Annotated in this window: 29 protein-coding genes and 6 pseudogenes; 15 read left to right on the plus strand and 20 right to left on the minus strand. The window is 33.6% G+C overall.

All coding sequences use genetic code 11. From position 1 onward, the window contains the following. Positions 1-22 precede the first annotated feature (22 nt). Positions 23-304, minus strand: a complete 282-nt coding sequence (locus Anndu_RS00780) for a hypothetical protein (RefSeq protein ID WP_464102544.1) — start codon at positions 302-304, stop codon at positions 23-25. A gap of 192 nt (positions 305-496) precedes the next feature. Here Anndu_RS00780 and acnB point away from each other — a divergent pair, with 192 nt between their 5' ends. From acnB to Anndu_RS00795, 3 genes are all read left to right on the plus strand, one after another. Next, entirely contained in the window at positions 497-3,115 is a 2,619-nt protein-coding gene (gene acnB / locus Anndu_RS00785) for a bifunctional aconitate hydratase 2/2-methylisocitrate dehydratase (protein ID WP_464102545.1), read from the plus strand. Between the two features lie 65 nt (positions 3,116-3,180). Then, complete coding sequence (locus Anndu_RS00790; RefSeq protein WP_464104015.1) at positions 3,181-3,597, plus strand: XisH family protein; 417 nt, start codon at positions 3,181-3,183, stop codon at positions 3,595-3,597. Next, positions 3,585-3,926, plus strand: a complete 342-nt coding sequence (locus Anndu_RS00795) for a XisI protein (protein WP_464102546.1) — start codon at positions 3,585-3,587, stop codon at positions 3,924-3,926. The genes Anndu_RS00790 and Anndu_RS00795 overlap by 13 nt, the downstream gene beginning before the upstream one ends. Before the next feature lie 223 nt (positions 3,927-4,149). Here Anndu_RS00795 and Anndu_RS00800 read toward each other — a convergent pair whose 3' ends face one another. Next, positions 4,150-4,665, minus strand: a complete 516-nt coding sequence (locus Anndu_RS00800) for a hypothetical protein (RefSeq protein WP_464102547.1) — start codon at positions 4,663-4,665, stop codon at positions 4,150-4,152. A 9-nt stretch (positions 4,666-4,674) separates the two neighbouring features. Continuing rightward, entirely contained in the window at positions 4,675-5,115 is a 441-nt protein-coding gene (locus Anndu_RS00805; RefSeq protein WP_464102548.1) for a hypothetical protein, read from the minus strand. A 45-nt stretch (positions 5,116-5,160) separates the two neighbouring features. Between Anndu_RS00805 and Anndu_RS00810 the strand changes: the two are divergent. Then, a pseudogene (locus Anndu_RS00810) lies at positions 5,161-5,253 on the plus strand (hypothetical protein); the annotation flags it as partial. Positions 5,254-5,272: 19 nt separating this feature from the next. Here Anndu_RS00810 and Anndu_RS00815 read toward each other — a convergent pair. Further along, a pseudogene (locus Anndu_RS00815) lies at positions 5,273-6,332 on the minus strand (IS630 family transposase). 123 nt (positions 6,333-6,455) lie between these two features. On the opposite strand from Anndu_RS00815, the pseudogene Anndu_RS00820 reads away from it, so the two are divergent. The 4 genes and pseudogenes from Anndu_RS00820 to Anndu_RS00835 all read left to right on the plus strand — a co-directional run. Then, a pseudogene (locus tag Anndu_RS00820) lies at positions 6,456-7,034 on the plus strand (aconitase family protein); the annotation flags it as partial. Positions 7,035-7,080: 46 nt separating this feature from the next. After that, positions 7,081-8,142 carry an IS630 family transposase gene (locus tag Anndu_RS00825; RefSeq protein ID WP_464102549.1) on the plus strand — a complete coding sequence of 354 codons (1,062 nt, stop codon included), beginning with the start codon at positions 7,081-7,083 and terminating at the stop codon, positions 8,140-8,142. An 18-nt stretch (positions 8,143-8,160) separates the two neighbouring features. After that, positions 8,161-8,349 (plus strand): annotated as a pseudogene (locus tag Anndu_RS00830) (hypothetical protein); the annotation flags it as partial. A 122-nt stretch (positions 8,350-8,471) separates the two neighbouring features. Continuing rightward, positions 8,472-9,143: a RusA family crossover junction endodeoxyribonuclease gene (locus tag Anndu_RS00835; RefSeq protein ID WP_464102550.1), complete on the plus strand. Its 672-nt coding sequence runs from the start codon at positions 8,472-8,474 to the stop codon at positions 9,141-9,143. A 33-nt stretch (positions 9,144-9,176) separates the two neighbouring features. Here Anndu_RS00835 and Anndu_RS00840 read toward each other — a convergent pair whose 3' ends face one another. From Anndu_RS00840 to Anndu_RS00860, 5 genes and pseudogenes are all read right to left on the minus strand, one after another. Continuing rightward, positions 9,177-9,332, minus strand: coding sequence for a hypothetical protein (locus Anndu_RS00840; protein WP_464102551.1), 156 nt, complete (start codon positions 9,330-9,332; stop codon positions 9,177-9,179). Between the two features lie 218 nt (positions 9,333-9,550). Then, positions 9,551-9,676 (minus strand): hypothetical protein, encoded by a 126-nt coding sequence (locus tag Anndu_RS00845; protein ID WP_464100876.1) that lies wholly within the window; start codon positions 9,674-9,676, stop codon positions 9,551-9,553. 57 nt (positions 9,677-9,733) lie between these two features. Beyond that, positions 9,734-9,802, minus strand: a pseudogene (locus tag Anndu_RS00850) (transposase family protein); the annotation flags it as partial. A 112-nt stretch (positions 9,803-9,914) separates the two neighbouring features. Further along, on the minus strand, positions 9,915-10,202 hold the full coding sequence (locus Anndu_RS00855; protein WP_464102552.1) for a hypothetical protein: 288 nt from the start codon (positions 10,200-10,202) through the stop codon (positions 9,915-9,917). 13 nt (positions 10,203-10,215) lie between these two features. Further along, positions 10,216-10,536 carry a helix-turn-helix domain-containing protein gene (locus Anndu_RS00860; RefSeq protein ID WP_464100878.1) on the minus strand — a complete coding sequence of 107 codons (321 nt, stop codon included), beginning with the start codon at positions 10,534-10,536 and terminating at the stop codon, positions 10,216-10,218. A 131-nt stretch (positions 10,537-10,667) separates the two neighbouring features. Here Anndu_RS00860 and Anndu_RS00865 point away from each other — a divergent pair, with 131 nt between their 5' ends. From Anndu_RS00865 to ilvC, 5 genes are all read left to right on the plus strand, one after another. Continuing rightward, positions 10,668-11,741 (plus strand): AAA family ATPase, encoded by a 1,074-nt coding sequence (locus Anndu_RS00865; RefSeq protein WP_464102553.1) that lies wholly within the window; start codon positions 10,668-10,670, stop codon positions 11,739-11,741. A gap of 18 nt (positions 11,742-11,759) precedes the next feature. Continuing rightward, the gene (locus tag Anndu_RS00870) at positions 11,760-12,008 is read left to right on the plus strand and encodes a DUF3226 domain-containing protein (protein ID WP_464102554.1); all 249 of its coding nucleotides are present in this window, start codon (positions 11,760-11,762) and stop codon (positions 12,006-12,008) included. 58 nt (positions 12,009-12,066) lie between these two features. Further along, positions 12,067-13,093, plus strand: a protein-coding gene (locus tag Anndu_RS00875) for an IS630 family transposase (protein ID WP_464104016.1) whose coding sequence is annotated in 2 segments (ribosomal slippage) — positions 12,067-12,512 and positions 12,511-13,093 — 1,029 coding nt in all. Because the reading frame shifts where the segments join, the coding sequence is not laid out codon by codon here. 22 nt (positions 13,094-13,115) lie between these two features. Then, complete coding sequence (locus Anndu_RS00880) at positions 13,116-13,316, plus strand: hypothetical protein (RefSeq protein WP_464102555.1); 201 nt, start codon at positions 13,116-13,118, stop codon at positions 13,314-13,316. A gap of 166 nt (positions 13,317-13,482) precedes the next feature. After that, positions 13,483-14,475 (plus strand): ketol-acid reductoisomerase, encoded by a 993-nt coding sequence (gene ilvC / locus Anndu_RS00885; RefSeq protein WP_464102556.1) that lies wholly within the window; start codon positions 13,483-13,485, stop codon positions 14,473-14,475. Between the two features lie 111 nt (positions 14,476-14,586). Here ilvC and Anndu_RS00890 read toward each other — a convergent pair whose 3' ends face one another. The 4 genes from Anndu_RS00890 to acpP all read right to left on the minus strand — a co-directional run bounded on the left by Anndu_RS00890 (position 14,587) and on the right by acpP (position 17,467). Further along, on the minus strand, positions 14,587-15,411 hold the full coding sequence (locus tag Anndu_RS00890) for a metal ABC transporter permease (protein WP_464102557.1): 825 nt from the start codon (positions 15,409-15,411) through the stop codon (positions 14,587-14,589). 116 nt (positions 15,412-15,527) lie between these two features. Beyond that, the gene (locus tag Anndu_RS00895) at positions 15,528-15,623 is read right to left on the minus strand and encodes a photosystem II reaction center protein T (RefSeq protein WP_464102558.1); all 96 of its coding nucleotides are present in this window, start codon (positions 15,621-15,623) and stop codon (positions 15,528-15,530) included. Positions 15,624-15,765: 142 nt separating this feature from the next. After that, positions 15,766-17,016 (minus strand): beta-ketoacyl-ACP synthase II, encoded by a 1,251-nt coding sequence (fabF, locus tag Anndu_RS00900; RefSeq protein ID WP_464102559.1) that lies wholly within the window; start codon positions 17,014-17,016, stop codon positions 15,766-15,768. A gap of 199 nt (positions 17,017-17,215) precedes the next feature. Then, a complete protein-coding gene (gene acpP, locus Anndu_RS00905) occupies positions 17,216-17,467 on the minus strand; it encodes an acyl carrier protein (RefSeq protein WP_464102560.1) in 252 nt (83 codons plus the stop codon). A 259-nt stretch (positions 17,468-17,726) separates the two neighbouring features. On the opposite strand from acpP, the gene hetZ reads away from it, so the two are divergent. Both hetZ and Anndu_RS00915 read left to right on the plus strand, forming a co-directional pair. After that, positions 17,727-18,863: a heterocyst differentiation protein HetZ gene (gene hetZ, locus Anndu_RS00910; protein WP_464102561.1), complete on the plus strand. Its 1,137-nt coding sequence runs from the start codon at positions 17,727-17,729 to the stop codon at positions 18,861-18,863. A 163-nt stretch (positions 18,864-19,026) separates the two neighbouring features. Next, entirely contained in the window at positions 19,027-19,815 is a 789-nt protein-coding gene (locus Anndu_RS00915; protein WP_464102562.1) for a hypothetical protein, read from the plus strand. A 143-nt stretch (positions 19,816-19,958) separates the two neighbouring features. Here the strand turns inward: Anndu_RS00915 and Anndu_RS00920 are convergent. The 7 genes and pseudogenes from Anndu_RS00920 to Anndu_RS00950 all read right to left on the minus strand — a co-directional run bounded on the left by Anndu_RS00920 (position 19,959) and on the right by Anndu_RS00950 (position 26,563). Further along, positions 19,959-20,983: pseudogene (locus tag Anndu_RS00920) on the minus strand (IS630 family transposase). Between the two features lie 99 nt (positions 20,984-21,082). Then, positions 21,083-21,979: an SPOR domain-containing protein gene (locus tag Anndu_RS00925; protein WP_464102563.1), complete on the minus strand. Its 897-nt coding sequence runs from the start codon at positions 21,977-21,979 to the stop codon at positions 21,083-21,085. Between the two features lie 123 nt (positions 21,980-22,102). Continuing rightward, complete coding sequence (locus Anndu_RS00930; protein ID WP_464102564.1) at positions 22,103-22,585, minus strand: flavin reductase family protein; 483 nt, start codon at positions 22,583-22,585, stop codon at positions 22,103-22,105. A 109-nt stretch (positions 22,586-22,694) separates the two neighbouring features. After that, positions 22,695-23,903, minus strand: coding sequence for a peptidoglycan-binding domain-containing protein (locus Anndu_RS00935; protein WP_464102565.1), 1,209 nt, complete (start codon positions 23,901-23,903; stop codon positions 22,695-22,697). A 277-nt stretch (positions 23,904-24,180) separates the two neighbouring features. Beyond that, positions 24,181-24,963, minus strand: coding sequence for a molybdate ABC transporter substrate-binding protein (gene modA, locus Anndu_RS00940; RefSeq protein WP_464102566.1), 783 nt, complete (start codon positions 24,961-24,963; stop codon positions 24,181-24,183). 31 nt (positions 24,964-24,994) lie between these two features. Continuing rightward, positions 24,995-25,618: a histidine phosphatase family protein gene (locus Anndu_RS00945; RefSeq protein WP_464102567.1), complete on the minus strand. Its 624-nt coding sequence runs from the start codon at positions 25,616-25,618 to the stop codon at positions 24,995-24,997. Positions 25,619-25,672: 54 nt separating this feature from the next. Then, positions 25,673-26,563 (minus strand): methylenetetrahydrofolate reductase, encoded by an 891-nt coding sequence (locus Anndu_RS00950; protein ID WP_464102568.1) that lies wholly within the window; start codon positions 26,561-26,563, stop codon positions 25,673-25,675. Between the last annotated feature and the right edge of the window lie 30 nt (positions 26,564-26,593).

Here is a 26,593-nt window from a genome sequence, read left to right on the forward strand (position 1 = left end):
CTTTGGGATTGACTTGCACTTGCTAATCATAACAAATAATAGCTTTAGCTGAGGTAATACCATATTTTTTAATCCAACATCTTTCAAAACAATAAATTTTGTTATTTGATTGTATTTTAATATCTTTCTTGTAATTAGGATTAATGCCTTGCCCATAATCTATTCCTTCATCAAACCATTGTTTTAATAGTAACTCAAATTTATGATTCTCTCCTTCAATAGATATTTCTTTTTTACTGTCATCAACAGTAAAACGATCAAAAGTGTATTCGCTATCATTAACAACCAAAGTATAATAAGACATTGTGTTTTCTCCTTATTTAATCAGCTTAATTAGTAATCAATTAAAACAAAGCTTTTTTTGTGAAAAACTTTAATAAAATATTTTAACCCATAAATTATTATTTTAGTTTAAATTCGTTTACCAGTAACCATTGTAACAAATCCTTTACAATACAATAACAGAAAACAAACAAATATAGGAGAACCAACCTAAATGTTAGAAGAATATCGCAAACACGCCGAAGAACGTGCCAACTTAGGCATTCCCCCCTTACCCCTCAATGCCGAACAAACCTCCCAACTGTGCGAGTTACTGAAAAATCCCCCCGAAGGCGAAGCCGAAACCCTGATGATGTTACTCAGGGATCGCATACCCCCCGGAGTTGACGAAGCCGCCTACGTCAAAGCCGGATTTTTAACTGCGATCGCAAAAAAAGAAATCACCTCACCCCTGATCAGTCCTCAAGGTGCGGTGGACTTACTCGGTACAATGATGGGAGGCTATAATGTGCAATCCCTGATCGAACTGCTCAAGTCTCAAGATAGTAATATTGCTTCAGCCGCCGCCAACGCCCTCAGTAAAACCCTGTTAGTCTTTGATGCCTTTAACGATGTACTGCATGGATGCGATAGTAACCCCTACGCTAAACAGGTGATGGATGCGTGGGCTGAGGGTTCATGGTTTATCAGTAAACCGAAACTTGCCAAAGAAATCACCGTCACCGTGTTTAAAGTCCCCGGTGAAACCAATACCGATGACCTATCTCCAGCACCCCACGCCACCACTCGCCCCGATATTCCATTACACGCATTAGCGATGTTAGAGTCAAAAATGCCCGAAGGCTTAGAAACCATCGCTAAATTGAAAGAAAAGGGCTATCCTGTAGCTTATGTGGGTGATGTGGTGGGAACAGGCTCATCCCGTAAATCAGCCATTAACTCCGTCTTATGGCATATTGGAAACGATATTCCCTTTGTACCCAATAAACGGGCAGGTGGCTATATTTTAGGCGGTAAAATCGCTCCCATTTTCTTTAATACTGCCGAAGACTCAGGCGCATTACCCATCGAATGCGATGTCACTCAACTGAATACGGGTGATATTATTACCATTTATCCTTACGAGGGTAAGATTACCAATCAAAACGGCGAAACCATTACCACCTTTACCCTTAAACCCGATACCATCTTAGATGAAGTCAGAGCAGGTGGACGCATTCCCCTCTTAATAGGACGCAGTTTAACCGATAAAGCCCGTCAAAGCTTAGGATTGGCACAGACTAATCTATTTGTACGTCCGATCCCCCCTACCCCCCTTACTAAGGGGGGATCAAGGGGGGATCAACAGGGAAAAGGCTTTACTTTAGCCCAAAAAATGGTGGGAAAAGCCTGTGGAGTAGCAGGAGTGCGTCCGGGTACATCCTGCGAACCCATGATGACTACCGTAGGCTCACAGGATACCACAGGTCCCATGACCAGAGACGAATTAAAAGAGTTAGCCTGTTTAGGTTTCAATGCCGACTTAACCTTACAAACCTTCTGTCATACCGCCGCCTATCCCAAACCCGTTGACATCAAAACCCATAAGCAATTACCCGACTTTTTCTCAACTCGTGGGGGTGTGGCTTTACGTCCGGGAGATGGTATCATTCACTCTTGGTTAAATCGGATGTTATTACCGGACACCGTGGGTACAGGGGGCGACTCCCATACCCGTTTCCCTCTCGGAATATCATTTCCCGCAGGTTCAGGTTTAGTGGCTTTTGCGGCGGCTTTAGGCGTAATGCCCTTAGATATGCCAGAATCGGTATTAGTTAAGTTTACAGGGGAATTACAACCGGGGGTAACATTACGAGATATTGTCAACGCTATTCCCTGGGTAGCCATGCAACAGGGTAAGCTAACCGTAGGAAAAGAGAATAAAATCAATGTTTTCAACGGTCGCATTATGGAAATGGAAGGTTTACCCGATTTAAAAGTAGAACAGGCTTTTGAATTAACCGATGCTACAGCCGAGCGTTCTTGTTCTGGTAGTACCATTAAACTAGGTGAGTCAACCGTAGCGGAATATTTGCGTTCTAATATCGTCTTGATGAAAAATATGATTGCAAGGGGCTATCAAGACGCTCGTACCTTGTTACGCCGTATTGCCAAGATGGAAGCATGGTTGCAAAATCCTAGTTTAATGTCTGCTGATCCCGATGCGGAATATGTGGATACCATTGAAGTCAACTTAAGTGAGATCAAAGAACCCATTGTCGCCGCACCCAATGACCCTGATAATGTGAAATTAATGAGCGAATGTGCCGGAGATAAGGTGGATGAGGTCTTTATTGGCTCTTGTATGACCAATATTGGACATTATCGGGCAGCGGCTAAGATTCTTGAGGGCGCAGGTACGGTTAAAGGGCGTTTATGGATATGTCCTCCCACTCGCATGGATGAACAACAACTGCGAGAAGAAGGGGTTTATGGTATCTTTGCGGCGGCTGGTGCAAGGACAGAAATGCCCGGATGTTCGCTCTGTATGGGAAATCAGGCCAGAGTAGAGGATAATGCTACTGTTTTCTCCACTTCTACCCGTAATTTTAATAATCGTATGGGTAAGGGTGCAAGGGTGTATCTCGGTAGTGCGGAGTTGGCGGCGGTCTGTGCGTTATTAGGTAAGATTCCGACAGTTGAGGAATATATGTCTATTGTGGCTCAAAAGGTTGATCCGTTTAAGGATGATTTATACCGTTATCTCAATTTTGATGAGATTGCGGGTTTTGAGGATTTTGGTCGAGTGATTCCTGTGGATAAGATGCCTAAGTTAGAGGAGGTTTTGGTTTAGTAGTATAATTATTGGGGTGGGTCTTGATTTTAGGACTCACCTTGATCTTATCACTAAGGAGGATGATGGCTGCAAAAGATACTTACCATGAAACTGTTAAAAATGCTTTAATAAAAGATGGATGGACTATTACGTTTGATCCTTATCCGATTAAATATGAAGAAGTTAAATTATTGGCTGATCTTGCTGGAGAAAAAACAATTTCTGCTACTAGAGAAGGACAAAAAATAGTAGTTGAAATTAAAAGTTTTTTAAGTCGTTCACCGATGCGTGAATTTGAAACAGCATTAGGTCAATATCTGATTTATCAAACTTTTCTTTCTCTTACTCATCCTGATCATAAAGTTTATTTAGCAGTGGGTAATAAGATTTATGAAAAGTTTTTTGAACAATTAGCAATTAAATTAATTTTAGAAAAATATCAAGTTTTACTATTAATTGTTGATATTAACAAAGAGGAGATTATCAAATGGACAAGCTAAATCATTATCAAAATATTATCAAAAAAATTCTTACTGAATATGAAAGAATATCAGCACAAGTACCTGATCCCGATATTGATGAGGTGTTAATGTTTGATGACCAAAGAAATCAATATCTTTGGTTTAATATTGGCTGGAAAAATGAAAGACGAGTTAAGGCAATTTCTGTTTATATTCGCATTAAAAATGAGAAAATTTATATTGAGGAAGATTGGACAGAGGAAGGTATTGCTAATGAATTATTAAAGGAAGGTGTGCCAAAATCTGATATTGTCTTAGCTTTTCATGATCCTGAAACTCGTAAGTTTACTGAGTTTGCTGTAGCTTAATTCATTTTTACCTAAAATTTAAACCCAATCCCCAATGTATAATTTGTAATTATTTTCAATAATTTTGCTAAAAATAGATAATAAAAGCTGATTATTCGGGGGGGGTAAGATTATTATTAATAATATATTCGCTAACTATGATATTGTACTTGCTTTTCATCCACCTGAATGTGAGAAAATATACTGAATTTGCTGTTAGTTAAATTATAGTTATAGTCTTAATTTAAACTAACACTTTTGAATCACTAAAAGCAGGTTTAATAAAATCATTTTTATCCTCTAAACTAATATAACCCAGATTAACAGCAAGTTCCATTAATTCCGTTAAAAATCGTCTTAACTCATCTAAAACTTGTTGTTTATTTAACATAACTATTCTTTCATCTGTTGAATAACCAAACTCCCTTAAATAACATTTAATCTCCTTACCAATAGGTACAAACTTAATAATTAACCAACAACTTTCAGCAAACTCTAAACGAATAGTTTTACCCTGTTCTAATTCTCCTATCTGTTCAGGAAATCTATCCTCTAATAACATACAAATATCAGGTTCTAAAAATACATTAAACTTGGTTTTTCCTATTTCTACAATCACCTTATGATCATATTCATAACAGAACATTCTTAACCCTAATTCAAAAGGAGATAGTTCCCCTAAAGGATCATCAGGGGGATCAACAAAATTTTCTAAAATACGTTCTGCTAATCTAATTTTAAATTGTTCAATATTATTCATATTTACTCCTTAATTTTTATTGATTTTAGGTGTAACTATTGGATAAGCATATTTAATTGTACCATCTGCATTTCTACCAATTAGAGCATAATTTACATTTTCTGTAATGTTACCATCAGCATGATAAACTCTACCAGTGGGACGATTAAATTTAATAGTATAATTTCCATAATATTTAGGAATTAACTTTTCTAATTGTAACCAATCATCATCATTTAACCATTGTCCTTGATCTTCATTTTTACTAGATGCTCTACCCTGTAAATTACTAGGTTTTAACTTTGCTCCATGATGACGAATAATATGATCATAAGCCTTAGTTGATTTCGGATTATCCCATTGAGGCTCTTTTCCCCTTCCTCGCCATTTACAACCACTACCTACTTCAATTGTATTATCAATAATATCAGATTCAACAATTTCGATAGATTCTAATTCATCAAACGACAATCAATTTAACCTCCTCAATAATCAAGATAACGCTATCATAACCTAAAATCGGTTTCAGAAACCAATACCGATGATCTATCCCCAGCACCCCACGCCACCACCCGCCCCGATATTCCCTTACACGCAAGGGCGATGTTATACCATTTACAAAAAGTAGCTACACAGATAAAGCATTCACAATATAATCCCAACCTGCTAAAGACAGGATAAAATCTTCTTGTAAATTATTTAAGATATTAGCTACTTTATTTTTGACATCATCTAAGTTCTTAAACCAGATATTTTTTAACTGTTGTTTGATATATAACCACAGTCTTTCAATCGGATTTACTTCTGGACAATAAGGTGGTTGAAATAACAAAATTATATTCTCAGGTACTTCTAACTTTTTTGCTCTATGACAAGGTGCATTATCTAACTGTATTATATGAATCTCATCGGGATATTCTTTACTAAATTCTTTTAAATATTTACCAAAGCATTCACTATTAAAATGAGATAGTTCATAGAAAAAACTTTTGCCATTTTGGACTTCGATTAATCCATAAAGATAATAATAGTCATAATGCCATTGTAATTCTTGTTCTGGTTTGACTCCTTTTAAAGTTATTTTCCTTCCTAATTCTGTCCTAAAACCCAATCTAGTTTCATCTTGACACCAGTAACAAATATTTTTAGTATCCCCCCATTTCTCTTTTATTTGAGCTATTATGCCTTTTAATCTTATGGGTAAATACTCTTTAAATACGGATATTACCCCTTCATTTTGATACTCATGATAAGGACGTGGTACTTTTAATTTTGCCCCTAATTCGTATCTCACTAATTGATGTATTGTGGTATAACTTATCTCAATATCTTGACAAGTAAATAACCATATTTTTATTTCTTGGTAACTGTTAAATCCTTGAGGCTCACTTAATTCTTTTTTGACCAGAGCAACTGTTTCTAGCTCTAGTTTTTGGTCTTCCTGTTTTATTATGTTCTTGTAATAATGCGTCTAATCCTTCCGTCTTATATAAGTGAAACCATTCGTAAATTGTTCTCTCACTACGTCCCATCATTACCGCTAAGTATCTGATCGTTTCAGCCACTTGAATTTTCCAAAGATATAAAGCTTGAACTTTGGCAAAATTCAAAGCTGTTTTTTGTTGTTTCATGAGATTTTTTAGTGTATCTGCTGATTCAATTACTTCTATTTTTGATATTCCTGACATACTATTGCTCCTGTTAATTTATTCCTATACTAACCCTGAACTTACTTTTTGTAAATGGTATTAGAGTCAAAAATGCCCGAAGGCATAGAAACCATCGCTAAATTGAAAGAAAAGGGCTATCCTGTGGCTTTACGTCCGGGAGATGGTATCATTCACTCTTGGTTAAATCGGATGTTATTACCGGACACCGTGGGTACAGGGGGCGACTCCCATACCCGTTTCCCTCTCGGAATATCATTTCCCGCAGGTTCAGGTTTAGTGGCTTTTGCGGCGGCTTTAGGCGTAATGCCCTTAGATATGCCAGAATCGGTATTAGTTAAGTTTACAGGGGAATTACAACCGGGGGTAACATTACGAGATATTGTCAACGCTATTCCCTGGGTAGCCATGCAACAGGGTAAGCTAACCGTAGGAAAAGAGAATAAAATCAATGTTTTCAACGGTCGCATTATGGAAATGGAAGGTTTACCCGATTTAAAAGTAGAACAGGCTTTTGAATTAACCGATGCTACAGCCGAGCGTTCTTGTTCTGGTAGTACCATTAAACTAGGTGAGTCAACCGTAGCGGAATATTTGCGTTCTAATATCGTCTTGATGAAAAATATGATTGCAAGGGGCTATCAAGACGCTCGTACCCTGTTACGCCGTATTGCCAAGATGGAAGCATGGTTGCAAAATCCTAGTTTAATACCATTTACAAAAAGTAAGTTCAGGGTTAGTATAGGAATAGATTAACAGGAGCAATAGTATGTCAGGAATATCAAAAATAGAAGTAATTGAATCAGCAGATACACTAAAAAATCTCATGAAACAACAAAAAACAGCTTTGAATTTTGCCAAAGTTCAAGCTTTATATCTTTGGAAAATTCAAGTGGCTGAAACGATCAGATACTTAGCGGTAATGATGGGACGTAGTGATAGAACAATTTACGAATGGTTTCACTTATATAAGACGGAAGGATTAGAGGCATTATTACAAGAACATAATAAAACAGGAAGACCAAAAAAACTAGAGCTAGAAACAGTTGCTCTAGTCAAAAAAGAATTAAGTGAGCCTCAAGGATTTAACAGTTACCAAGAAATAAAAATATGGTTATTTACTTGTCAAGATATTGAGATAAGTTATACCACAATACATCAATTAGTGAGATACGAATTAGGGGCAAAATTAAAAGTACCACGTCCTTATCATGAGTATCAAAATGAAGGGGTAATATCCGTATTTAAAGAGTATTTACCCATAAGATTAAAAGGCATAATAGCTCAAATAAAAGAGAAATGGGGCGATACTAAAAATATTTGTTACTGGTGTCAAGATGAAACTAGATTAGGTTTTAGAACAGAATTAGGAAGGAAAATAACTTTAAAAGGAGTCAAACCAGAACAAGAATTACAATGGCATTATGACTATTATTATCTTTATGGATTAATCGAAGTAGAAAATGGCAAAAGTTTTTTCTATGAACTATCTCATTTTAATAGTGAATGCTTTGGTAAATATTTAACAGAATTTAGTAAAGAATATCCCGATGAGATTCATATAATACAGTTAGATAATGCACCTTGTCATAGAGCAAAAAAGTTAGAAGTACCTGAGAATATAATTTTGTTATTTCAACCACCTTATTGTCCAGAAGTAAATCCGATTGAAAGACTGTGGTTATATATCAAACAACAGTTAAAAAATATCTGGTTTAAGAACTTAGATGATGTCAAAAATAAAGTAGCTAATATCTTAAATAATTTACAAGAAGATTTTATCCTGTCTTTAGCAGGTTGGGATTATATTGTGAATGCTTTATCTGTGTAGCTACTTTTTGTAAATGGTATAATGTCTGCTGATCCCGATGCGGAATATGTGGATACCATTGAGGTCAACTTAAGTGAGATTACAGAACCCATTGTCGCTGCACCGAATGACCCTGATAATGTGAAATTAATGAGCGAATGTGCCGGAGATAAGGTAGATGAGGTCTTTATTGGTTCATGTATGACCAATATCGGACATTATCGGGCGGGTGATTCCTGTAGAAAAAATGCCTAAATTAGAGGAGGTTTTGGTTTAGTAGTATAATTATTAGGGTGGGTCTTTTATTGACTCACCTTGATACAAAAAAATTATATTGATTCTTCCATAAAATGATTGAAATTAAACTTTCTATTCCTCCAGTTTCTCAGCAATCTAGCAGAACTAAGAAAAATATTATTATTGAAGCTATACAATCCAAAATAGAAAATTTATCTTGTTTTTTTGTTGGTGATGTTATAGTGGATATTGAATGGTTTATACATGAGCAATTAAGATATGAGGAAGATTCATCAGCAGATGTTGATAATATTATTAAACCTATTTTAGATTCTCTATGTGGTAAAAAAGGATTAATGATTAATGATTGTCAAGTTCAATCTATATCATGTTCTTGGATTGATCATCATATAAAAGATGAGCAAAAAGTACATATTACAATAGAATCATTATTTGAAGATTTAGTTATTTCTACCAGAGATATTGCTTTTTTGAAAATCAATAACGTTTTTTGTTTTCCTATAGGAAAAGATATACCAAATAATTGGCTAAAAATAATATTTGTAATGTTAGAAGTGCAACTTCAATTAAGAGATAGTGCTATGCAAAATGATATTGATTATTATAGGGCAAAGTATTTTCAGTCTATTCAAAGACCATTTCATATTTCAAGAGTTCAAGATTTTGATATTATTTCCTTAGAAATAACTGATTCTGAAAAATTAGAAATTATTCAAGCCATGAAAAACAAGCAATTAGAAACTATATTACAAAATTATTCCTAATTACTTCTATAGATTACTATTTTTATTTTAAAGTTAAGTTTTAGATGCGGTCGCTCTTTTGGGGAGTTGAGGTGCGATCGCTCTTTGATGGGAGTTAGTTGTGCGATCGCTTGTGAGGGGAGTTAAGCTGCGATCGCTCTTTTGGGGAGATTGAGGTGTGATCGCTTTTGAGGGGAGTTTAGGGTACAATTGGCTTAACGACTGTAACTGTATTAGCCATTTTGCTGGATAATAAACATCAAGCTGAAGTGCAAATTGATCCTCAAGGCAGATTAAATATTAAAGTTTCTGGTAATTAATAATTTTAGAGTGTGTCTTAATAGACATCTCCAATAACTGATAAAGCTTATATGGTAACAGTTTCATCTTTAATCAGCACTCAGCAATCAATCGCCGTAAAGTTAATTTCACGTCAAAATTTCCTCTAAATCTAATTTCCTCCCAAAAGTATGACTGATTAAAACATCAATTACTTCACTTGATGACGATGATTTTACTATTTCTAAAACTAAACTCTCAATTCTTAATCTCACTAACCCACAAACTGTTAAAAATACTGACTGATATTTATCTTTTCTTAATCTAAATCTTTCTCTTGCTACTCGCCATATTTTTATGATTCTAATTAAATGTTCTATAAATATTCTGACCGATGAAATCTTTTTATTTTCTTCTTTTTCTTCCTGAGTTAATACTCCTTTTTCGGTTTTTTCTTTGGGGTAATAATTTGTGGCTCTCCCACATAAGCTTTATCCCCTTTAAACATTTGATTCATCCCAAACTTCTTGAGATTTTGACGACAAATGTTAATATCACTTGAAGGGCTGGTTTTCCCGCCACTACATCCACAATATCTCTGCCTTTTGGAAGACTAATTAATTGATTTTTAAAAGTATGTTCACATTTTTTTCCACTATAATATTTTTTCTGTTCTTCATAGTCTAAAGGTCTTTCTCTTGGCTGTTCTTCACTATCTACTAATAATTCATTTTCCTTCAATTTTTCCAACATTTCTTCTATTTTTTCTGGGGACTTTTTACTTGTTCTAGTAAAGAGCATGGCAAAGCTTCTCTCATAATTTTTGCCAATAATCAAACAAATTATTCGCAGTTGATTCACTTACTTGAAAGACGATACCTAATAGTTGAAAACTCAGATGATGTCTTAAATAAATTAAAGTCAAAATAATCTGGTTTTCTTTTGAAAGTTTACTCTCTCTACCACCACCGGAATTGATAATTCTAGTTTTTTGTTTTTCAGATTCTTCTTTTGCTTGTTTCTCCAAGATTAAAAGATGTGCGATTAGCAGTTCTAATTGTTCATAATTAATTCCTAATAATCTTTTAGTTGCTTGTTTGTGATCTTGAATATATTGCCAAGTATAATTACTCATTTTGGCTATTTCTCCTTAAAATTTTTGTTGATGATAGCTTAATTTTTTTATTTATATTATATTATAGAGATGTCTAATAGACTCACCTAGATCCAACAGTTTCTATTTTATATAAAAATTTAAGTAAATATATGAACCAAGAAAATACTATCAAAATACAAAATTTTCGTTGTTTTAAAGACCTAGAAATTAGTGGCTTTAAAAACGTTAATTTAATAGGTGGAAAAAATAATGCTGGTAAAACTTCATTGTTAGAAGCTTTATTAATTTATTTTTATCCTCATCCTTCGAGCATTATTGAATTAAAAAGGATAAGAAAAGAATCTTCTGATACAATCAAAAAGCAACCTAAAGATGCTTGGAATAATTTTTTCTATAACCAAAATATAGAAAATATTATTAATATTTCTGGATGTTTTAATAATGAAGAAAAAGATATTTCTATATCAGTATCTCAATCTTTACAATCTCAAATTTTTGAAGATGATGAAGATGTAAAAAAAATTCTTGATTTTATTTCAGAAAGTAATTCTTCAGTTTCTATTTTACAAATACAACAATCAAACGAAAATAAAACTTTTAAAAGAAATTTAATTACTCATTCTAGGGGACTTTTTTCTCCTGATTCTCCCGATGAATTTGATTTACCTCTTATCCCTTCTTCCCATAGAATATCTAACGAAGAAGTTGCTCAAAAATATGACAAAATTGATTTTGAAGGCAATGGAGAAGATGTTTTAAAAATGATTAAAATGTTAGATGATTCTATTGAAAATATCAGAACTTACTCTCATATAGAACCAACTTTATATTTACAAAAGAAAAATCAAAAAAGAGGGTTTCCTATCTCTTTATTTGGTGATGCTATTTATCGTGTGGTTGAAATTACTTTAGAAATTCTTAATGAAGAACACAATGTTATATTTATAGATGAAATAGAAAATGGTATTCATTACACAAGCCAAAAGAAATTCTGGGAAGCATTATTTCATCTTTCAAAGGAATTAAAAACTCTGATTTTTGCAACAACTCATAGTTTAGAAATGATTAAATCATTTATGGAAGCAGGACAAAATTTTCCCGATCAAGGAGCTTATATCGAATTAGCTAATAATCCTAGAATAGATCAAATTGTAGCAATTACAAGAGATACAGATGCTTTAGAATATGAAATTGAACATGGTAAACCCATCAGAGGAGAATAAGGAGCGAGTTTTATTAAAATGGCAAATATATTAATTGTTGAAAGCAAAAATGACAAGATTTTCATTGAAAAACTAATTGAAATAATGAATATCAATAATCTTCAAATAGACTCCCCTATTTGTGTTGATGAGTATGAATGTTTATCGGGTTTAGATCAGCAAAAACTCATTAAAGCTTTAGAGAGTTTATCTAATACTGTTGTCAAAAAAGATATTAAAAAAGTAGGAATTATTATTGATCAAGATAACTATAGCAATCCTAAATAGGTCATAACAGATATAATATTAATTATAATCTAAATTCAAGGAAAAAAAAATGAACATTATTTCTGAGTTAAATGATTTTATCAATCAAACAAAAGAGGCTAAAGAAATAAAAAGGGCTTTAGCTGTCAAAATGATTTTAGAAGGAAAATCATACCATGAAGTAAAAGAATTATTACAAGTTTCTCATAGCTTTATTAGTATGTGGAAAAATCAAGCTCTTTTTTGTGGAGTAGAAAGCTTGAAATTACAGTTTAAAGGAACTAAAAGTGAATTAAAACCAGAAGAAAAAGACCAAGTTATTAATTGGTTAAGAGAGCAAGAATATTTAAGATTATCAGATTTAAAAATTTATTTAGAGCGAGAATATAATATTATTTATAAATCCAATCAAAGTTATTATAGTTTGCTCAAAGAAGCGAAAATAAGTTGGAAAAAAACTCAAAAAAAGAATCCGGCTAAAAATGACGAATTAGTCGAAGCTAAAAAAAAGAAATCAGTGAAAAATTAGAGATTTGGAAAAAGAAATAGAGAGTGGAGAGCTTGTAGTGTTTATGATTGATGAATATCATTTACTTTGGGGAGACATTTTAGGTTATGTTTGGGGAAGAACAGATCAAAGAATAGAAATTCCCATTAAAAATGAAAAAAGCCGACAAACTTATTATGGGGCATTAGACTATCAAACTAAAGAATTTATTGTCAAAGAATATGAAAGTGGAAATACAGAAAATACGATCAAATTTATCAAGTATTTACTATCAAAAAGAAAAGGAAAAAGATTAGCAATATTTTGGGATGGAGCAACCTATCATGACTCAAAAGAATTTAGGGAGTATTTAACTATAATAAATCAAGATTTATTGGAAGAAGAATGGTTAATTACTTGTCATAAATTTGCCCCTAATGCTCCAGAACAAAATCCGGTAGAAGATATTTGGCTACAAGTGAAAAATTTTATTAGACAATTCTATCATTTATGTAAATCATTTAAAATAGTAAAGTGGCTATTTAAGTTTTTTGCGCATGGTCAAATATTTGATTTCCCCAAACTTTATCAATATGGAATTTTGCCACAACCTATTTAGGATTGCTATAAATTAAATAATAATGAGAAATTCTAAACGATTTCCTTATGTCAAAAAGATTAATAATTTAGGTCAAGAAAATTTTGTTCCTTATGTACAAATTACTCTAAATTATGGGAATGTTTCTGTAAAGTCAATGGGATTATTAAATACAGGAGCAACCATTTTTGATGTTTGTTTTTATGGTTCACAATTAGCTTTTGAAATATCTCAAAAACATTAATTTTTGATGAGTTAGTGCGATCGCATTAAATTCCCTTTGGGATGGTATAATCATTAAGAAAGATTCCAATATCTTGTCTTTTGACATAATATGTATACATCTATGTCCATTTTTCGGTACAATGGAAATTCTGTGATTATGAAAAATTATATGAGGAGAATTTTCTATGGCTCAAATGTACTATGATGCCGATGCTAATTTAGATTTGCTCAATAACAAAACCGTTGCAATTATTGGTTATGGTTCTCAAGGTCACGCCCATGCTTTAAACTTAAAAGAAAGTGGTGTTAATGTGATCGTAGGACTTTATGAGGGTAGTAAATCATGGAAAGCCGCCGAAGATGCTGGTTTAACAGTCAAAACAGTTGCTGATGCTTCTGCTAGTGCTGATTGGATTATGATTTTATTACCTGATGAAGTACAAAGAACTATTTATGAAAATGAAATTAAACCGAATTTAAAAGCAGGAAAAGTCCTTTCTTTTGCTCACGGTTTTAATATTAATTTTGGTCAGATCGTACCTCCCGCCGATGTTGACGTAGTGATGATCGCCCCTAAAGGCCCTGGCCATTTAGTGCGCCGTACCTACACCCAAGGGCAAGGTGTACCCGCTTTATTTGCCGTATATCAAGATGCTTCCGGTCAAGCCAGAGATCGTGCGATGGCTTATGCTAAAGGGATCGGCGGTACTCGTGGCGGTATTTTAGAAACTACTTTCCGTGAGGAAACCGAAACCGACTTATTCGGCGAACAAGTGGTGCTTTGTGGTGGCTTAAGTGCTTTAATTAAAGCAGGTTTTGAGACTTTAGTAGAAGCAGGTTATCAGCCCGAATTGGCTTATTTTGAATGTCTCCATGAAGTAAAATTAATCGTTGATCTCATTGTGGAGGGCGGTTTGGCGAAAATGCGCGATAGTATTTCCAATACGGCGGAATATGGTGATCTCACCCGTGGCCCTCGCATTGTCACCGATGAAACTCGCGCTGAAATGCGTAAAATTTTAACCGAAATTCAAACTGGACAGTTTGCGCGTGAATTTGTGTTAGAAAATCAATCTGGAAAAGCAGGTTTTACAGCGATGCGTCGTCGTGAGGCTGAACATCAGATCGAAGAAGTAGGTAAAAATTTAAGAGCGATGTTTTCTTGGTTAGAAAAATAAGCTTGTTGGTTAAATTTTAATAGGGCATGACTCCCTTACTTTTAAGGGTTTTATCAATTGATAATTGTCAATTTTTATCTGTCAATTGTCAATTGTTAAACCCCTAAAAAATTAAATTTTAACTATCAATTTTTTTCCTAATTTTTGAATACCTAAACTTAATAAATAGGCCGATCCTGCTACTAAAATAATGGTTGCTCCTGAAGTTAAATTAAAATAATAAGATAGGGCAATTCCAATGGTAGTAAAAATAATCCCTAAAATACTAGAAATAATCATCATTTGTTGAATATCTTTAGCAAAATTTTCCGCAATTGCGGAGGGAATAGTTAATAGGGCAATTACTAAAATTAAACCGACTACTTGCATGACCATTACTACTGTTAAAGCGATCATTCCCATTAACATTAAATATAATAAATCCACTGGTAAATTGCGGGTTGTGGCAAAAACGGGATCAAATGAAATCGCTACTAATTCTTTATAAAAGATAAAAACTAATGCTCCGATCATTAGATTTAAGATTAACATAATGATTAAATCTTGACGGGGAACTGTTAAAATACTACCGAATAAATAACTTTCTAAACCTACTTTATAACCCTTACTTAAATCAATTAAAATAATCCCGATGGCCATGCCGATGGCCCACATTACGCCGATTAAGGTATCAGCCCTTTGTTTTGTTTTTCTTTCCACTAAACCCATCCCTAAAGCCGATAATAAAGAAAAGGCGATCGCGCCGATAACTGGGCTAAATTGAAAAAAATAACCTAAACCGATGCCTCCGTAAGCCGCATGGGCGATCCCCCCACTAATAAAAACAATGCGATTAATCACCACAAAAGTGCCGATTATGCCACAGGCAATACTGACTAAAACCCCTGCGCCAAGGGCATTTTGCAAAAATTCAAACTTAAAAATTGCTTCAATCATAATAATTAACAAATTATCAATTGTCAATTGAGAAAAGCTATCTTTTTTTACCATTGTTAAGTAAGACAATAGTATTAAAAGATAGCTTTTATCTCTGAAAAAAAGGATTAAAAATCCTATTTATTAATTTTGGGGGGTTCTCTAAAGATCACAGAGAAAAAGAGAACCGAAATCATCATAGCTAAAACGAGAATGTAAGCAACACTTTCCATTGTTTTAAGTCCTATCTAAATTTTTAATATAATCTAGTTTAGCGTGAAATGGAAATTTAGATTAACCAATTGTCAATTGATAATATTCGTAGGGATTAACGGCCGTTAAACCCCACAAAATCTATTTTGATCACAACTTTATTTATTGATATTTCTTAAAAGCCAAAGTCACATTATGACCGCCAAAACCGAAAGAGTTAGATAAAGCTACATTTACCTGATGTTGACGGCTTTGATTGGCTACATAATCCAAATCACATTCCGGATCGGGATTTGTGAGGTTGATGGTGGGAGGGACATGATCATTAGCGATCGCCATCACCGTGGCCACGGCTTCAATACCACCGGATCCCCCCAATAAATGCCCTGTCATAGACTTAGTGGAACTAACTAAAGTTTGATAAGCATGATCCCCTAAAGCCCTCTTAATGGCCTTAGTTTCCGTCTTATCATTGGCCGGAGTGCTAGTACCATGAGCATTAATATAACTCACATCTTGGGGGTTTAAATTCCCATCTTTAAGAGCCAATTGAATAGCCTTAGTTGCGCCATCGCCCTCCGGCACGGGGGCAGTCATGTGGTAAGCATCGCAAGTTGTACCATAACCAACCATTTCCCCATAAATGTTGGCACCCCTAGCCAGAGCGTGTTCTAATTCTTCTAAAATTAAAATTCCCGCACCCTCACCCATCACAAAACCATCCCGATCCACGTCAAAAGGACGACTAGCGTGTGTGGGGTCATTATTGCGGAAAGATAAAGCCTTAGCAGAAGCAAAACCCGCATAACTTAAAGGAGTGATGGCCGCTTCCGCCCCACCACAGATCATAGCCTTAGCGTAACCCCTTTGGACAATGCGAAAAGCATCCCCGATGGCATGAGAACCGGCCGCACAAGCTGTCACAGTGCAATTATTTGGGCCTTTTGCCCCCGTATGAATAGCAGTTAAACCAGCGGCCATATTGGCGATCATCATGGGAATGGTAAAAGGAGAAACTCTGGAAGGCCCTTTTTCTAAAAGAACTTGCTTTTGATCCTCCATTACTTTAATGCCACCCACACCCGTGCCAATCAACACCCCGATGTCATCAGCGTTAGCCTCGGTAATTTCTAACTTCGCATCTTCAAGGGCTTGTTTACTAGCACAAACGCCAAACTGGGCAAAGCGATCCATCCGTTTGCCCTCCTTACGGGGAATATAAACAAAAGGATCAAAATTCTTTACCTCACCACCGATGCGACAATCAAAACCAGTGGTATCAAATAAAGTAATTTCACCGATGCCATTTTTGCCTTGTAATAAACCTTCCCAATAATCTTTAAGATTATTACCAATGGGAGTAATCGCCCCCATACCAGTAACAACTACTCGTTTAAGTTCTAAATTTGTCATAAATTTTTTAATTACACGGGCATATATTTTTTCTTGACTAACCAAAAGATTGCCAGTCACTCGTTCACAAATAAATTTAAGATTATTGATACAAAAAGATTTTAGGTCAGTCAAAATTCAAAAGTCAAAAGATAAAATTAAAGAAGATTAAATTATTTTTGACTTTTGAAAAAGAGATATTGTATCACCTCATAATGTTCTATTTCTGGGAAAGTTGATTCTGAATATAATCAACTGCGTCTTGAACTGTGAGAATTTTTTCAGCATCTTCATCAGGAATTTCGATGTCAAATTCATCTTCTAATGCCATCACTAACTCAACTGTATCTAAGGAGTCAGCCCCTAGATCATTGGCAAAATTAGCCGGAGGAACAATTTTCTCAGGATTATCAATTTCAAGTTGATCAGCAACCAGTTCTTTGACTTTGGAAAAAATTTCTTGTTGGTTCATGGATTTTTTAATACAATACCGCTAAAAACCCTCTTTGTGTTAGAAATTGGGAGGAAACGGGGCGGTTGTTACCGCTTCCTAATGTTTAAGAAAGTAAAAAAAGTTACATAAAGTTTTGTCTTTCTCATCTTATCGGAAATCGTGTACAATGTAATACTGTTTTAAAATAATCTGATCTTGATCACTTCTAAAAGTAAGTAGATATGTTAATGTCAATATCTATATTAATCTTCTTCAAACATCTCAAATTTACTTGGCAGTGAAATCATTAGAACTAGAATTATTTGAGACCTTTCACCAGAAAACTCGCACTCCCCAAAATGTCTGTCAACAAGTGGCCAGACGTATTTTCAATGAAGTTAATCGTATTTGTCAAGAAAGTCAGAGAATCCAAAATTCTGGAGAAATTGAAACTTGGCAACAGGATTTAGCTCATCATCGCCTCAAACAATGTTTAAAATATTATCATTTAGGCTCAAAAAAGGGCAGAATTGAGCTTCAAGGTGTGTTAAGTGCTATTATTTACCGTTATATTTCCTCTCATCACCAAATCACAAGTTATTCTGAGCGTGTTAATTTAATTGAAGATTTTTTACAAGGTTTTTATGGAGAAAGTTTAAATGCCCTGCGCCGAGAATCAATTTTATCCTCTAATTATACTCCACGTTTACTGTTAGAATTGGCTGAATATATGGCTTTTACGGAAAGATACGCAAAACGCCGGATTCAATTATCTAAAAATCGTTCTCAACAATTAATTATTTTACGCGCTCAAACTTTTTCATCTCAACAACCTCTTGAAACTACTTTAGATCTAGATACGGCCGGCGATAATAACTTATCCCAAGATCATTATGCAGATTGGCATAATCCTTTAATTCAAAAATTTCGCTCTTTAATTACCCAAAATCAAGAAGATCCTTTATTAGAAGATAATTTAAGGGAAATAATTATTAGTGAATTAATTGAATATTTGGAATCCCGTCATCAGAAAGATTGTGTCAATTATTTTATTTTACGTTTACAGGATTTATGCGCTAATGAAATCGAAACAATTTTAGGGATTAATTCCAGAGAAAGGGATTATTTACAACAGCGTTTTAAATATCATTTATTAAGGTTTGCTTTGTCTGATCGTTGGGAATTGGTACATCAATGGTTAGAAGCGGATCTGGAAAAAAATTTGGGTTTAACCCCTAAAGAATGGATGATTTTTATAGGAAAATTAAGTAAAATTCAACTTGAACTTTTAAAGGTTAAACGTCAAGGTTTAAGTAATCAAGAAATTATTAAACGTCTTTCATTAAGTAAAACTCAACTACAAAAACAATGGTTAAAAATCCTAGAATTAGCTTGGGATTTGCGTAATCACTCATCACTCAACAGTCATCAGTGATCAGTTGTTCGACTTGAAAACTAAAAATTTTCACTGATTTCACTGATTATTGATGACAATAGATGAATAATTGTCTAAACCATAAATTAATTATGGTCTTTGATGGGGTGATTTTTACACTGAAGTTATTTTTATCATTCAAACCTTATCTAAATTATCAATCATGGCAGACTTTTCAATTGTGGAAAAAAGATTCCAAGATATTCTTAAACACCGTTTAAGCGAACAAATAGAGCTTCATCCCCCCCTTTTCCCTTGGGAAACGGAGGTGATCGAATATCCCACCGATTTTGGGGACGAATTTTCTGGCTCAAAAGTTTCTTCTTGGCTTTCTCAAATTTGTTTACCCGTTCAACTTCCCGCCCGGATGCTTTCTCAACTGGTTTGTGCTTGTTGTGAAATTATTGATTCTTTTGATCCCCAACCGATCCAAATGGTTAAAGTGGTTAGTCAATTATTTCCTGATCAATTCAATTTTTTGAATCAACAGGCGGGTTTACTTGCTGTGGCCGGTGTTTCTCGTGGAGTGGCTACTTTTACTAAAGAATTTGAATCCATTGAGGCTTTAGACTCATACGAAAATTGTTCAATAGAACAACAAATGACCCTTTCTTTATTAGCTACTCAACAAATTTTAAATGCTTTAATTTTAAATCTTTCTGATGAAAAACCTTTTATCGAAAAAGAATGGGAAACCCCAAGGGGAAATATTTTTGTTAAGGCTTATTATCTCAAGTTTAATCAACAAATTAGAGTGGAAATTGACCTTCCAGAACAAGGTCAAATAAGTTGGTTTGATCAAGATAAATTAATTACTATAGATTGGGATTCTACGGAAAATTATAGTTTTTATTTTACCCAAATTCAAGCTCAAAAAGTTCATTCTGTTAAAATTAATTTATTTGATCCCCAAGAAAATATCTTAACTTTTGGTTTAAAACTTGATGTTTAATAATGGATCTTAAAGTTTAAAATTATTGGTTATTGGTGATTTGATCAATTGACAATTAGTTAATTAAGGGAAAAAAATAATTTTTTCTTATTTTTAATTGTCAATTGTTGAAAATCATAATTTTCTCAATTTCTATAGCAATCCTAAATAGGTTGTGGCAAAATTCCATATTGATAAAGTTTGGGGAAATCAAATATTTGACCATGCGCAAAAAACTTAAATAGCCACTTTACTATTTTAAATGATTTACATAAATGATAGAATTGTCTAATAAAATTTTTCACTTGTAGCCAAATATCTTCTACAGGATTTTGTTCTGGAGCATTAGGGGCAAATTTATGACAAGTAATTAACCATTCTTCTTCCAATAAATCTTGATTTATTATAGTTAAATACTCCCTAAATTCTTTTGAGTCATGATACGTTGCTCCATCCCAAAATATTGCTAATCTTTTTCCTTTTCTTTTTGATAGTAAATACTTGATAAATTTGATCGTATTTTCTGTATTTCCACTTTCATATTCTTTGACAATAAATTCTTTAGTTTGATAGTCTAATGCCCCATAATAAGTTTGTCGGCTTTTTTCATTTTTAATGGGAATTTCTATTCTTTGATCTGTTCTTCCCCAAACATAACCTAAAATGTCTCCCCAAAGTAAATGACATTCATCAATCATAAACACTACAAGCTCTCCACTCTCTATTTCTTCTTTCCAAATCTCTAATTTTTCACTGATTTCTTTTTTTTAGCTTCGACTAATTCGTCATTTTTAGCCGGATTCTTTTTTGAGTTTTTTCCAACTTATTTTCGCTTCTTTGAGCAAACTATAATAACTTTGATTGGATTTATAAATAATATTATATTCTCGCTCTAAATAAATTTTTAAATCTGATAATCTTAAATATTCTTGCTCTCTTAACCAATTAATAACTTGGTCTTTTTCTTCTGGTTTTAATTCACTTTTAGTTCCTTTAAACTGTAATTTCAAGCTTTCTACTCCACAAAAAGAGCTTGATTTTTCCACATACTAATAAAGCTATGAGAAACTTGTAATAATTCTTTTACTTCATGGTATGATTTTCCTTCTAAAATCATTTTGACAGCTAAAGCCCTTTTTATTTCTTTAGCCTCTTTTGTTTGATTGATAAAATCATTTAACTCAGAAATAATGTTCATTTTTTTTTCCTTGAATTTAGATTATAATTAATATTATATCTGTTATGACCTATTTAGGATTGCTATACTTATTACTTATTAATTAAATTATTAATTACCAAAATAAACTCTGGCATCTAAACCGGCCGATCGCAAATAATTATTCCAGTCTTCAACGTCATTGCGTCTGGTGAAAGGGCCAAAGGCCAGATGGGGGCCTAAAGGTGCATTTCTTAATTTTAAAGCCGAACTGGGAACTCCTACCTGCCTAATTTGATTGACTAAAGTATTTAAAGTATTCATTTCCCCAGGGATGATCACAAAATAACCATCATCTTCAATTTGTCGCCCTGTATTGAGGGAAGTAAGGGAGGGGATCACCCTTCTCAAATTGAGGAGGGGGTTTGTTGTGAAGGTGGGAATGGGATTAGGAGGGGAAAAGGAGTCAGGGGCAGAAATGCCACTGACGGGGGGAACTACATCAGGGGGGGTAAGGGGGCTATGACTAGAAACAGGGTTATTAGTTGAGATTTGGACTGTTCTGGCGGTAATACCTTGTTGTGAGAGTCTTTTTACCATATTAAGAGCATTGGTAGGTTCTCGATATAAGCCAACTTGAATGATCCCTTCTCCTCTGCGGATAAAGGCACTTGGTTCTAACAGTCTAATTGAATCTAATAATAAATTATTTTCACTGGCTACTTCTACCCGATAAAGAGTGGTTAGGCTATTGGCATCAGAAGAACTCTGATTATTGTGAAATTCATATTCCTGATCAAAAGGGATGACAATTGTATTATTTGTAGTGTTTGTATTGTTATCAGAAAATGGAATAACAGGAGTGTTAGTTTGGTTTATTTCTCTGGGGGGGGATAAAGGTGTGGTGCCGAAAAATTCGCCTTGTGCGATCGCCTGATGATTGGCACTTAACCAAAAAGAAGTGCTGAAAATAAAAATTAAAGATGAATTTTTATTGAATTTTGGGGGACATTTGAAATAATTTAACATATATTTTTATTGAAAAATAACATTTTTATTATAATCATAATTTTAGCTATGTTAATTTACATAATTAGCTTTGACAATTGACAATTGAGAAGGATCAATTATCAATTGTCAACTAATCATTAATTAGCCTCCGTATTGCCATCCGGTGGACTCTAACAAGAGGGGATCACCTTCTCTGTGAACCCCTGAAGCAATGACTTCTCCCACAAAAACAGTATGATCTCCTTGTTCAACCGTCCCAACTACTTGACATTCTACATAACCAAGGGAATCTGTAATAATCGGACAACCAGTTGCTTCGCCCTCATAAAACTCCACATCTGCTAATTTATCTCCAACTCGACTTCTGGGTTGAAAAAATTTAGCGGCTATTTCTTTTTGAGTGCTATCTAAAAAACTTAAAGCAAAAACGCCTGTTTTTTTGATCATGGCATGAGAACCGGAGTCTTGTTTGACACAGTTAACCACTAAAGGGGGCTTAAAACTGCACTGCATGACCCAACTGGCGGTAAAGCCATTTAACTCCTCTGCGTCTTTGACTCCACAAATATAAAGTCCGTGAGGAATTTTGCGTAACATTGTTTTTTTTGCTTGTTCGTCTAACAAGGTTTAATCTCCTAATTGATTAATATTTTGATTGATTATTTATCATAATCAATTTTGAGAATAAGAAAAAGTCACAGTTACTAAATTTGGGAGGATCAAGATCAATAAATTAACATTGTTTTAAATATTTAGAAGAAACAAAACCTCCTTCCATTAAAGGCACCCAGCCTTTTTCTCCTTGATTTTTAATCCCTACTTTAATGCCATTAGTTAATACATCTACTTCTTCTGAATTACTATCAGGATATAAACGGATTACTAAATAACCTCCGTTGGGGATGGAGACACGGCGGCACAAATTAATATCAGCTTGTGCTTTGAGAGAAATATCAATGGAGTTATCATTATTTCCTGTTTTGATTTCTGTTTTAATTTCTGTTTTAATAGGTTTTTCTGAATTAGAATTGTTGTCTGATTTTGAAGTAATTTTAACTAATTTATCCCATGTTTGTTGGCTAACAATTCCATCTACTTTAAGATCATTTGCTTGTTGAAAATTTTTAACGGCTTGTTGGGTAATTTGTCCATAATAATTAGTAATTTTGGTTGTTTTTGGGAAATAACCTGTGGTTTTTAGCATTTGTTGAATTTCTTTAACTTTTTCACTTGTTTCTCCCAATTTAAGAATCATTTTGGTTTGATTTTGACCTTGATTTTTCGGTTGATTTTGATTATTAATTAATAATTTTTCTTGTAATTGTGATGTTGCTATACCATCAACAGGTAAACCTTGACTTTGTTGAAAATTTCTAACTGCTTGTTCGGTAATATTACCATAATAATTAGTAATATTTTGATTCGTAGGAAAGTACCCTTGAGCTTTTAAAGCCTTTTGTAAGTTAATAACTGATTGCCCTTGAGAGCCTTTTTTCAAAAGGGAAAATTGGGATTGATTTTCGTTGTTTGTGCCAATATTTTGAGTTGATAATTGATTCTGATTACTATTATTATCGGTTTGATTTAATAATTGTTCAGCCTCATCTTCAGATATTTTTTCAAATAGGTTTAATTGTGTTACTTCTCCGGCAATTCCATCAATAGTTAAACCATTATTTTCTTGAAATTCTTTGACGGCTTGTTCGGTTTTTTCTCCATAAAAATCCGTGAGTTTTTCTGTTTTAGAAAAAGAGCCTTGAATTTGTAACGCTTTTTGTAAAGCCATCACATCAGCACCTTGATCTCCTTTTTTTAAAACCCTAGCATTGGCTACATTAATAAAATTAAAACTCAGTAAAGCCACTGTTAAGAAAAAACTAAAAATTTGCCAATTTTGAACATTTTTGATTTTACGATCAAGTTTAATTACTAATTTAATCAAAAAGTAAAAATAATTAAATAATTTGTCCACTTTGATTAGATAATTCTGAGTAAAATCCAAGTAATAATCATGATTAAACATATTCATAAAAACTCCTTTATTGTCCTTTTGTAGATGTCTTAGTAATAAGGCTGATTATATTATGCCATATTGATTTAATCTATTTAGTGCATATTTGAAAAAAGTTTAGAAAAGTTTAACAATTATGATTTGTTGACTTTTCGTGATACGGTAATTTAATGGGTAATTATTTTTATATATGCAAAAATTTACCTTCTTAAATCCCAAATCCATACTTTTTAAAAATGGTTTTACTCTTATTACTAAGGAGAAAATCCTCAAAATCTTTCGCTTCATCTTGATTTTTACTCTCTTTTAAAATAGCAATAGGATAAACAATTTTAGAATGAGATTCTTGAGGGGCAATCATCGCAATTCTAACTTTTTCAGAGGTTTTGGCATCGGTTATATAAACTAAACCCGCATTAACATTTTCTGTTTCTACATAGGTTAAAATCTGTCTAACATCTTTACCATAGAGGATTTTAGGTTTTATTTGCTCAAAAATTTGATAATATTTGAGAATTTCCTCCCCATATTTTCCGGCTGGAACGGATTTTGCTTCTCCAAGCGCAATTTTAGTAACTTCTCTCTTAGTTAAATCATCAAATGTATTAATAGTATTTTGATTGTTAGGTGTAATTAAAACGAGTTTATTAGTGACTAAAATTTTATGAGAATTAATCAATAATTGATTTTTTAACTCTAAATCCTTCATTTGTTCACTGGCCGCACAAATAAATAAATCCACAGGTGCGCCCTGCTCAATCTGTTGCCACAGTGAGCCAGATGAGCCGAAATTATAGGTTATTTTTACTTGGGGCTTTTCTTTTTGATAAAGAGGCTTAATTTCTTCTAAGGCATCTTTAAGGCTGATAGCGGCGGAAACCGTAAGATTAGAATGATTAAGAGGATTGTGATTATTGTGACATGATGTAATGGTAACAGCAAAAGTTAACAAAATTGCCACAAAAAAATTTAAGAGTTGTTTTTTCTTCATTTTTGAATGTTAAAATTAAACTTTTTAAGTTTCAATTTTCTATGAGAAGATGGGAAATATCACCATTAATTAACAATTGCCATTGTCCTTTATTTCTGATTATTTTAGTAATACTAGCTAAGGGTGTATTAATTTTAAAATCTTCTGACAACAATCCTAAAGTACAACCTGATACAGATGCACTATGACCAACTAAAATCATATTTTCTTGATAGTTTTCAATTAGTTTGTTAATAGTTTTAGCTGTTCTTTGTTTTAGATTTTCTTCTGTTTCTGGATATTGGGGAATAACTAATGATTGATAATCCCAATCTATTAAAGAAAATTGTTTTTTTAATTGAATTTTTGGCTCAGTTTTAGGTGTTTCACTCATCCATTCTTCATTAAACCATTCACTCAATCCCTGTTCAATTTTTAAGGGTATTTTAAACATTTGAGCTAGGGGATAAGCTGTTTGAATTGCCCTTAAAAACGGTGATACAAAAATATGTTTAATTTGTTCATTTTGTAAGTGATTGGCGATCAATTCAGCTTGGATAAAACCGTCTTGAGCTAAGGGTGGATCATAGCGTCTAGGAGCAGTATTAAACCATTCAGGTTTAACAAAATCAAAACGATTACCATGACGTATTAACCAAATTTTTTGCTGGATCATTCTCGTTATTTGTGATTCTTTATTGCTTATTTTTAAATTGTCAATTGTCAATGATCAACCGTCAATTAAATTAATTCCTGCTATGTCTAAAATTTGAGGAATTAAATCTTCTCTTTTGACGGCCATTAAATGCACTCCTTGACAGATTTCTTTGGCCATTTTTACCTGTTCGGCCGCAATTTTGATCCCCTCATCTAAGGGATTTTTTGCTAATTTTAACCGTTTAATAATATGTTCAGGAATTTCTACCCCTGGCACACAACGATTAATAAATTCTGCATTTTTGGCTGATTTTAACAGGAAAATTCCCGCTAAGATCGGTCGATCGCATCCTTTGGCAATTTGATTCATAAATTTATCTAAACGCTCAAAATCGGTGATTAATTGACTCTGAAAAAAGTTAGCCCCTGCCTCTAATTTTTGTTCAAAACGTCTTTGCAAACCTGACCAACTTTTTGACTGGGGATCCACGGCCGCCCCTGCAAATAAATCTAAAGCCCCATCTGTTAAAGATTTTTCGTTTAAATCTTTTCCCCCATTTAAGAGTTTTATTACTTTTAAGAGTCTTACCGCTTCTAAATCAAAAACGGCTTTTGATTTGCTGTGATCCCCTGCCTTGATGGGATCTCCCGTTAAAGCCAAGATATTTGTGATCCCTAACGCATCTGCTCCCATTAAATCAGCTTGTAGCGCGATCGCATTACGATCTCGACAAGCTACCTGATAAATTGGCTCAATTCCTTCTTTTAAGAGGATTGCTGAGGCTACCAATGAGGACATTCTTAACACAGCCCGACTGCCATCGGTAATATTAACGCCATGTACCCGATCCTTTAAAAGTCTTGCCATTTCAAGCATCCGACTGGGATTGCTTCCTTTAGGGGGGGTTATTTCTGCGGTGATTAAAAATTCTTGATTGTGAACAGCTTGACGAAATTTAGACATAAAAAATAAAGAATTATTAAAAAAGATTAA

The organism is Annamia dubia NIES-4383, assembly GCF_055394725.1.

Bases quoted from the DNA above. Each gene is read 5' to 3' on its own strand.
- Anndu_RS00795 (WP_464102546.1), top strand. From the start codon at position 3,585: ATGGACAAGCTAAATCATTATCAAAATATTATCAAAAAAATTCTTACT.
- Anndu_RS00880 (WP_464102555.1), top strand. From the start codon at position 13,116: ATGAGAAATTCTAAACGATTTCCTTATGTCAAAAAGATTAATAATTTA.
- ilvC (WP_464102556.1), top strand. From the start codon at position 13,483: ATGGCTCAAATGTACTATGATGCCGATGCTAATTTAGATTTGCTCAAT.
- Anndu_RS00915 (WP_464102562.1), top strand. From the start codon at position 19,027: ATGGCAGACTTTTCAATTGTGGAAAAAAGATTCCAAGATATTCTTAAA.
- Anndu_RS00855 (WP_464102552.1), bottom strand. From the start codon at position 10,202: ATGCTCTTTACTAGAACAAGTAAAAAGTCCCCAGAAAAAATAGAAGAA.
- Anndu_RS00890 (WP_464102557.1), bottom strand. From the start codon at position 15,411: ATGATTGAAGCAATTTTTAAGTTTGAATTTTTGCAAAATGCCCTTGGC.
- Anndu_RS00790 (WP_464104015.1), top strand. From the start codon at position 3,181: ATGGCTGCAAAAGATACTTACCATGAAACTGTTAAAAATGCTTTAATA.
- Anndu_RS00825 (WP_464102549.1), top strand. From the start codon at position 7,081: ATGTCAGGAATATCAAAAATAGAAGTAATTGAATCAGCAGATACACTA.
- modA (WP_464102566.1), bottom strand. From the start codon at position 24,963: ATGAAGAAAAAACAACTCTTAAATTTTTTTGTGGCAATTTTGTTAACT.
- Anndu_RS00950 (WP_464102568.1), bottom strand. From the start codon at position 26,563: ATGTCTAAATTTCGTCAAGCTGTTCACAATCAAGAATTTTTAATCACC.
- Anndu_RS00895 (WP_464102558.1), bottom strand. From the start codon at position 15,623: ATGGAAAGTGTTGCTTACATTCTCGTTTTAGCTATGATGATTTCGGTT.
- Anndu_RS00860 (WP_464100878.1), bottom strand. From the start codon at position 10,536: ATGAGTAATTATACTTGGCAATATATTCAAGATCACAAACAAGCAACT.
- Anndu_RS00865 (WP_464102553.1), top strand. From the start codon at position 10,668: ATGAACCAAGAAAATACTATCAAAATACAAAATTTTCGTTGTTTTAAA.
- Anndu_RS00945 (WP_464102567.1), bottom strand. From the start codon at position 25,618: ATGATCCAGCAAAAAATTTGGTTAATACGTCATGGTAATCGTTTTGAT.
- acpP (WP_464102560.1), bottom strand. From the start codon at position 17,467: ATGAACCAACAAGAAATTTTTTCCAAAGTCAAAGAACTGGTTGCTGAT.
- Anndu_RS00925 (WP_464102563.1), bottom strand. From the start codon at position 21,979: ATGTTAAATTATTTCAAATGTCCCCCAAAATTCAATAAAAATTCATCT.
- Anndu_RS00835 (WP_464102550.1), top strand. From the start codon at position 8,472: ATGATTGAAATTAAACTTTCTATTCCTCCAGTTTCTCAGCAATCTAGC.
- fabF (WP_464102559.1), bottom strand. From the start codon at position 17,016: ATGACAAATTTAGAACTTAAACGAGTAGTTGTTACTGGTATGGGGGCG.
- Anndu_RS00780 (WP_464102544.1), bottom strand. From the start codon at position 304: ATGTCTTATTATACTTTGGTTGTTAATGATAGCGAATACACTTTTGAT.
- Anndu_RS00800 (WP_464102547.1), bottom strand. From the start codon at position 4,665: ATGAATAATATTGAACAATTTAAAATTAGATTAGCAGAACGTATTTTA.
- Anndu_RS00870 (WP_464102554.1), top strand. From the start codon at position 11,760: ATGGCAAATATATTAATTGTTGAAAGCAAAAATGACAAGATTTTCATT.
- acnB (WP_464102545.1), top strand. From the start codon at position 497: ATGTTAGAAGAATATCGCAAACACGCCGAAGAACGTGCCAACTTAGGC.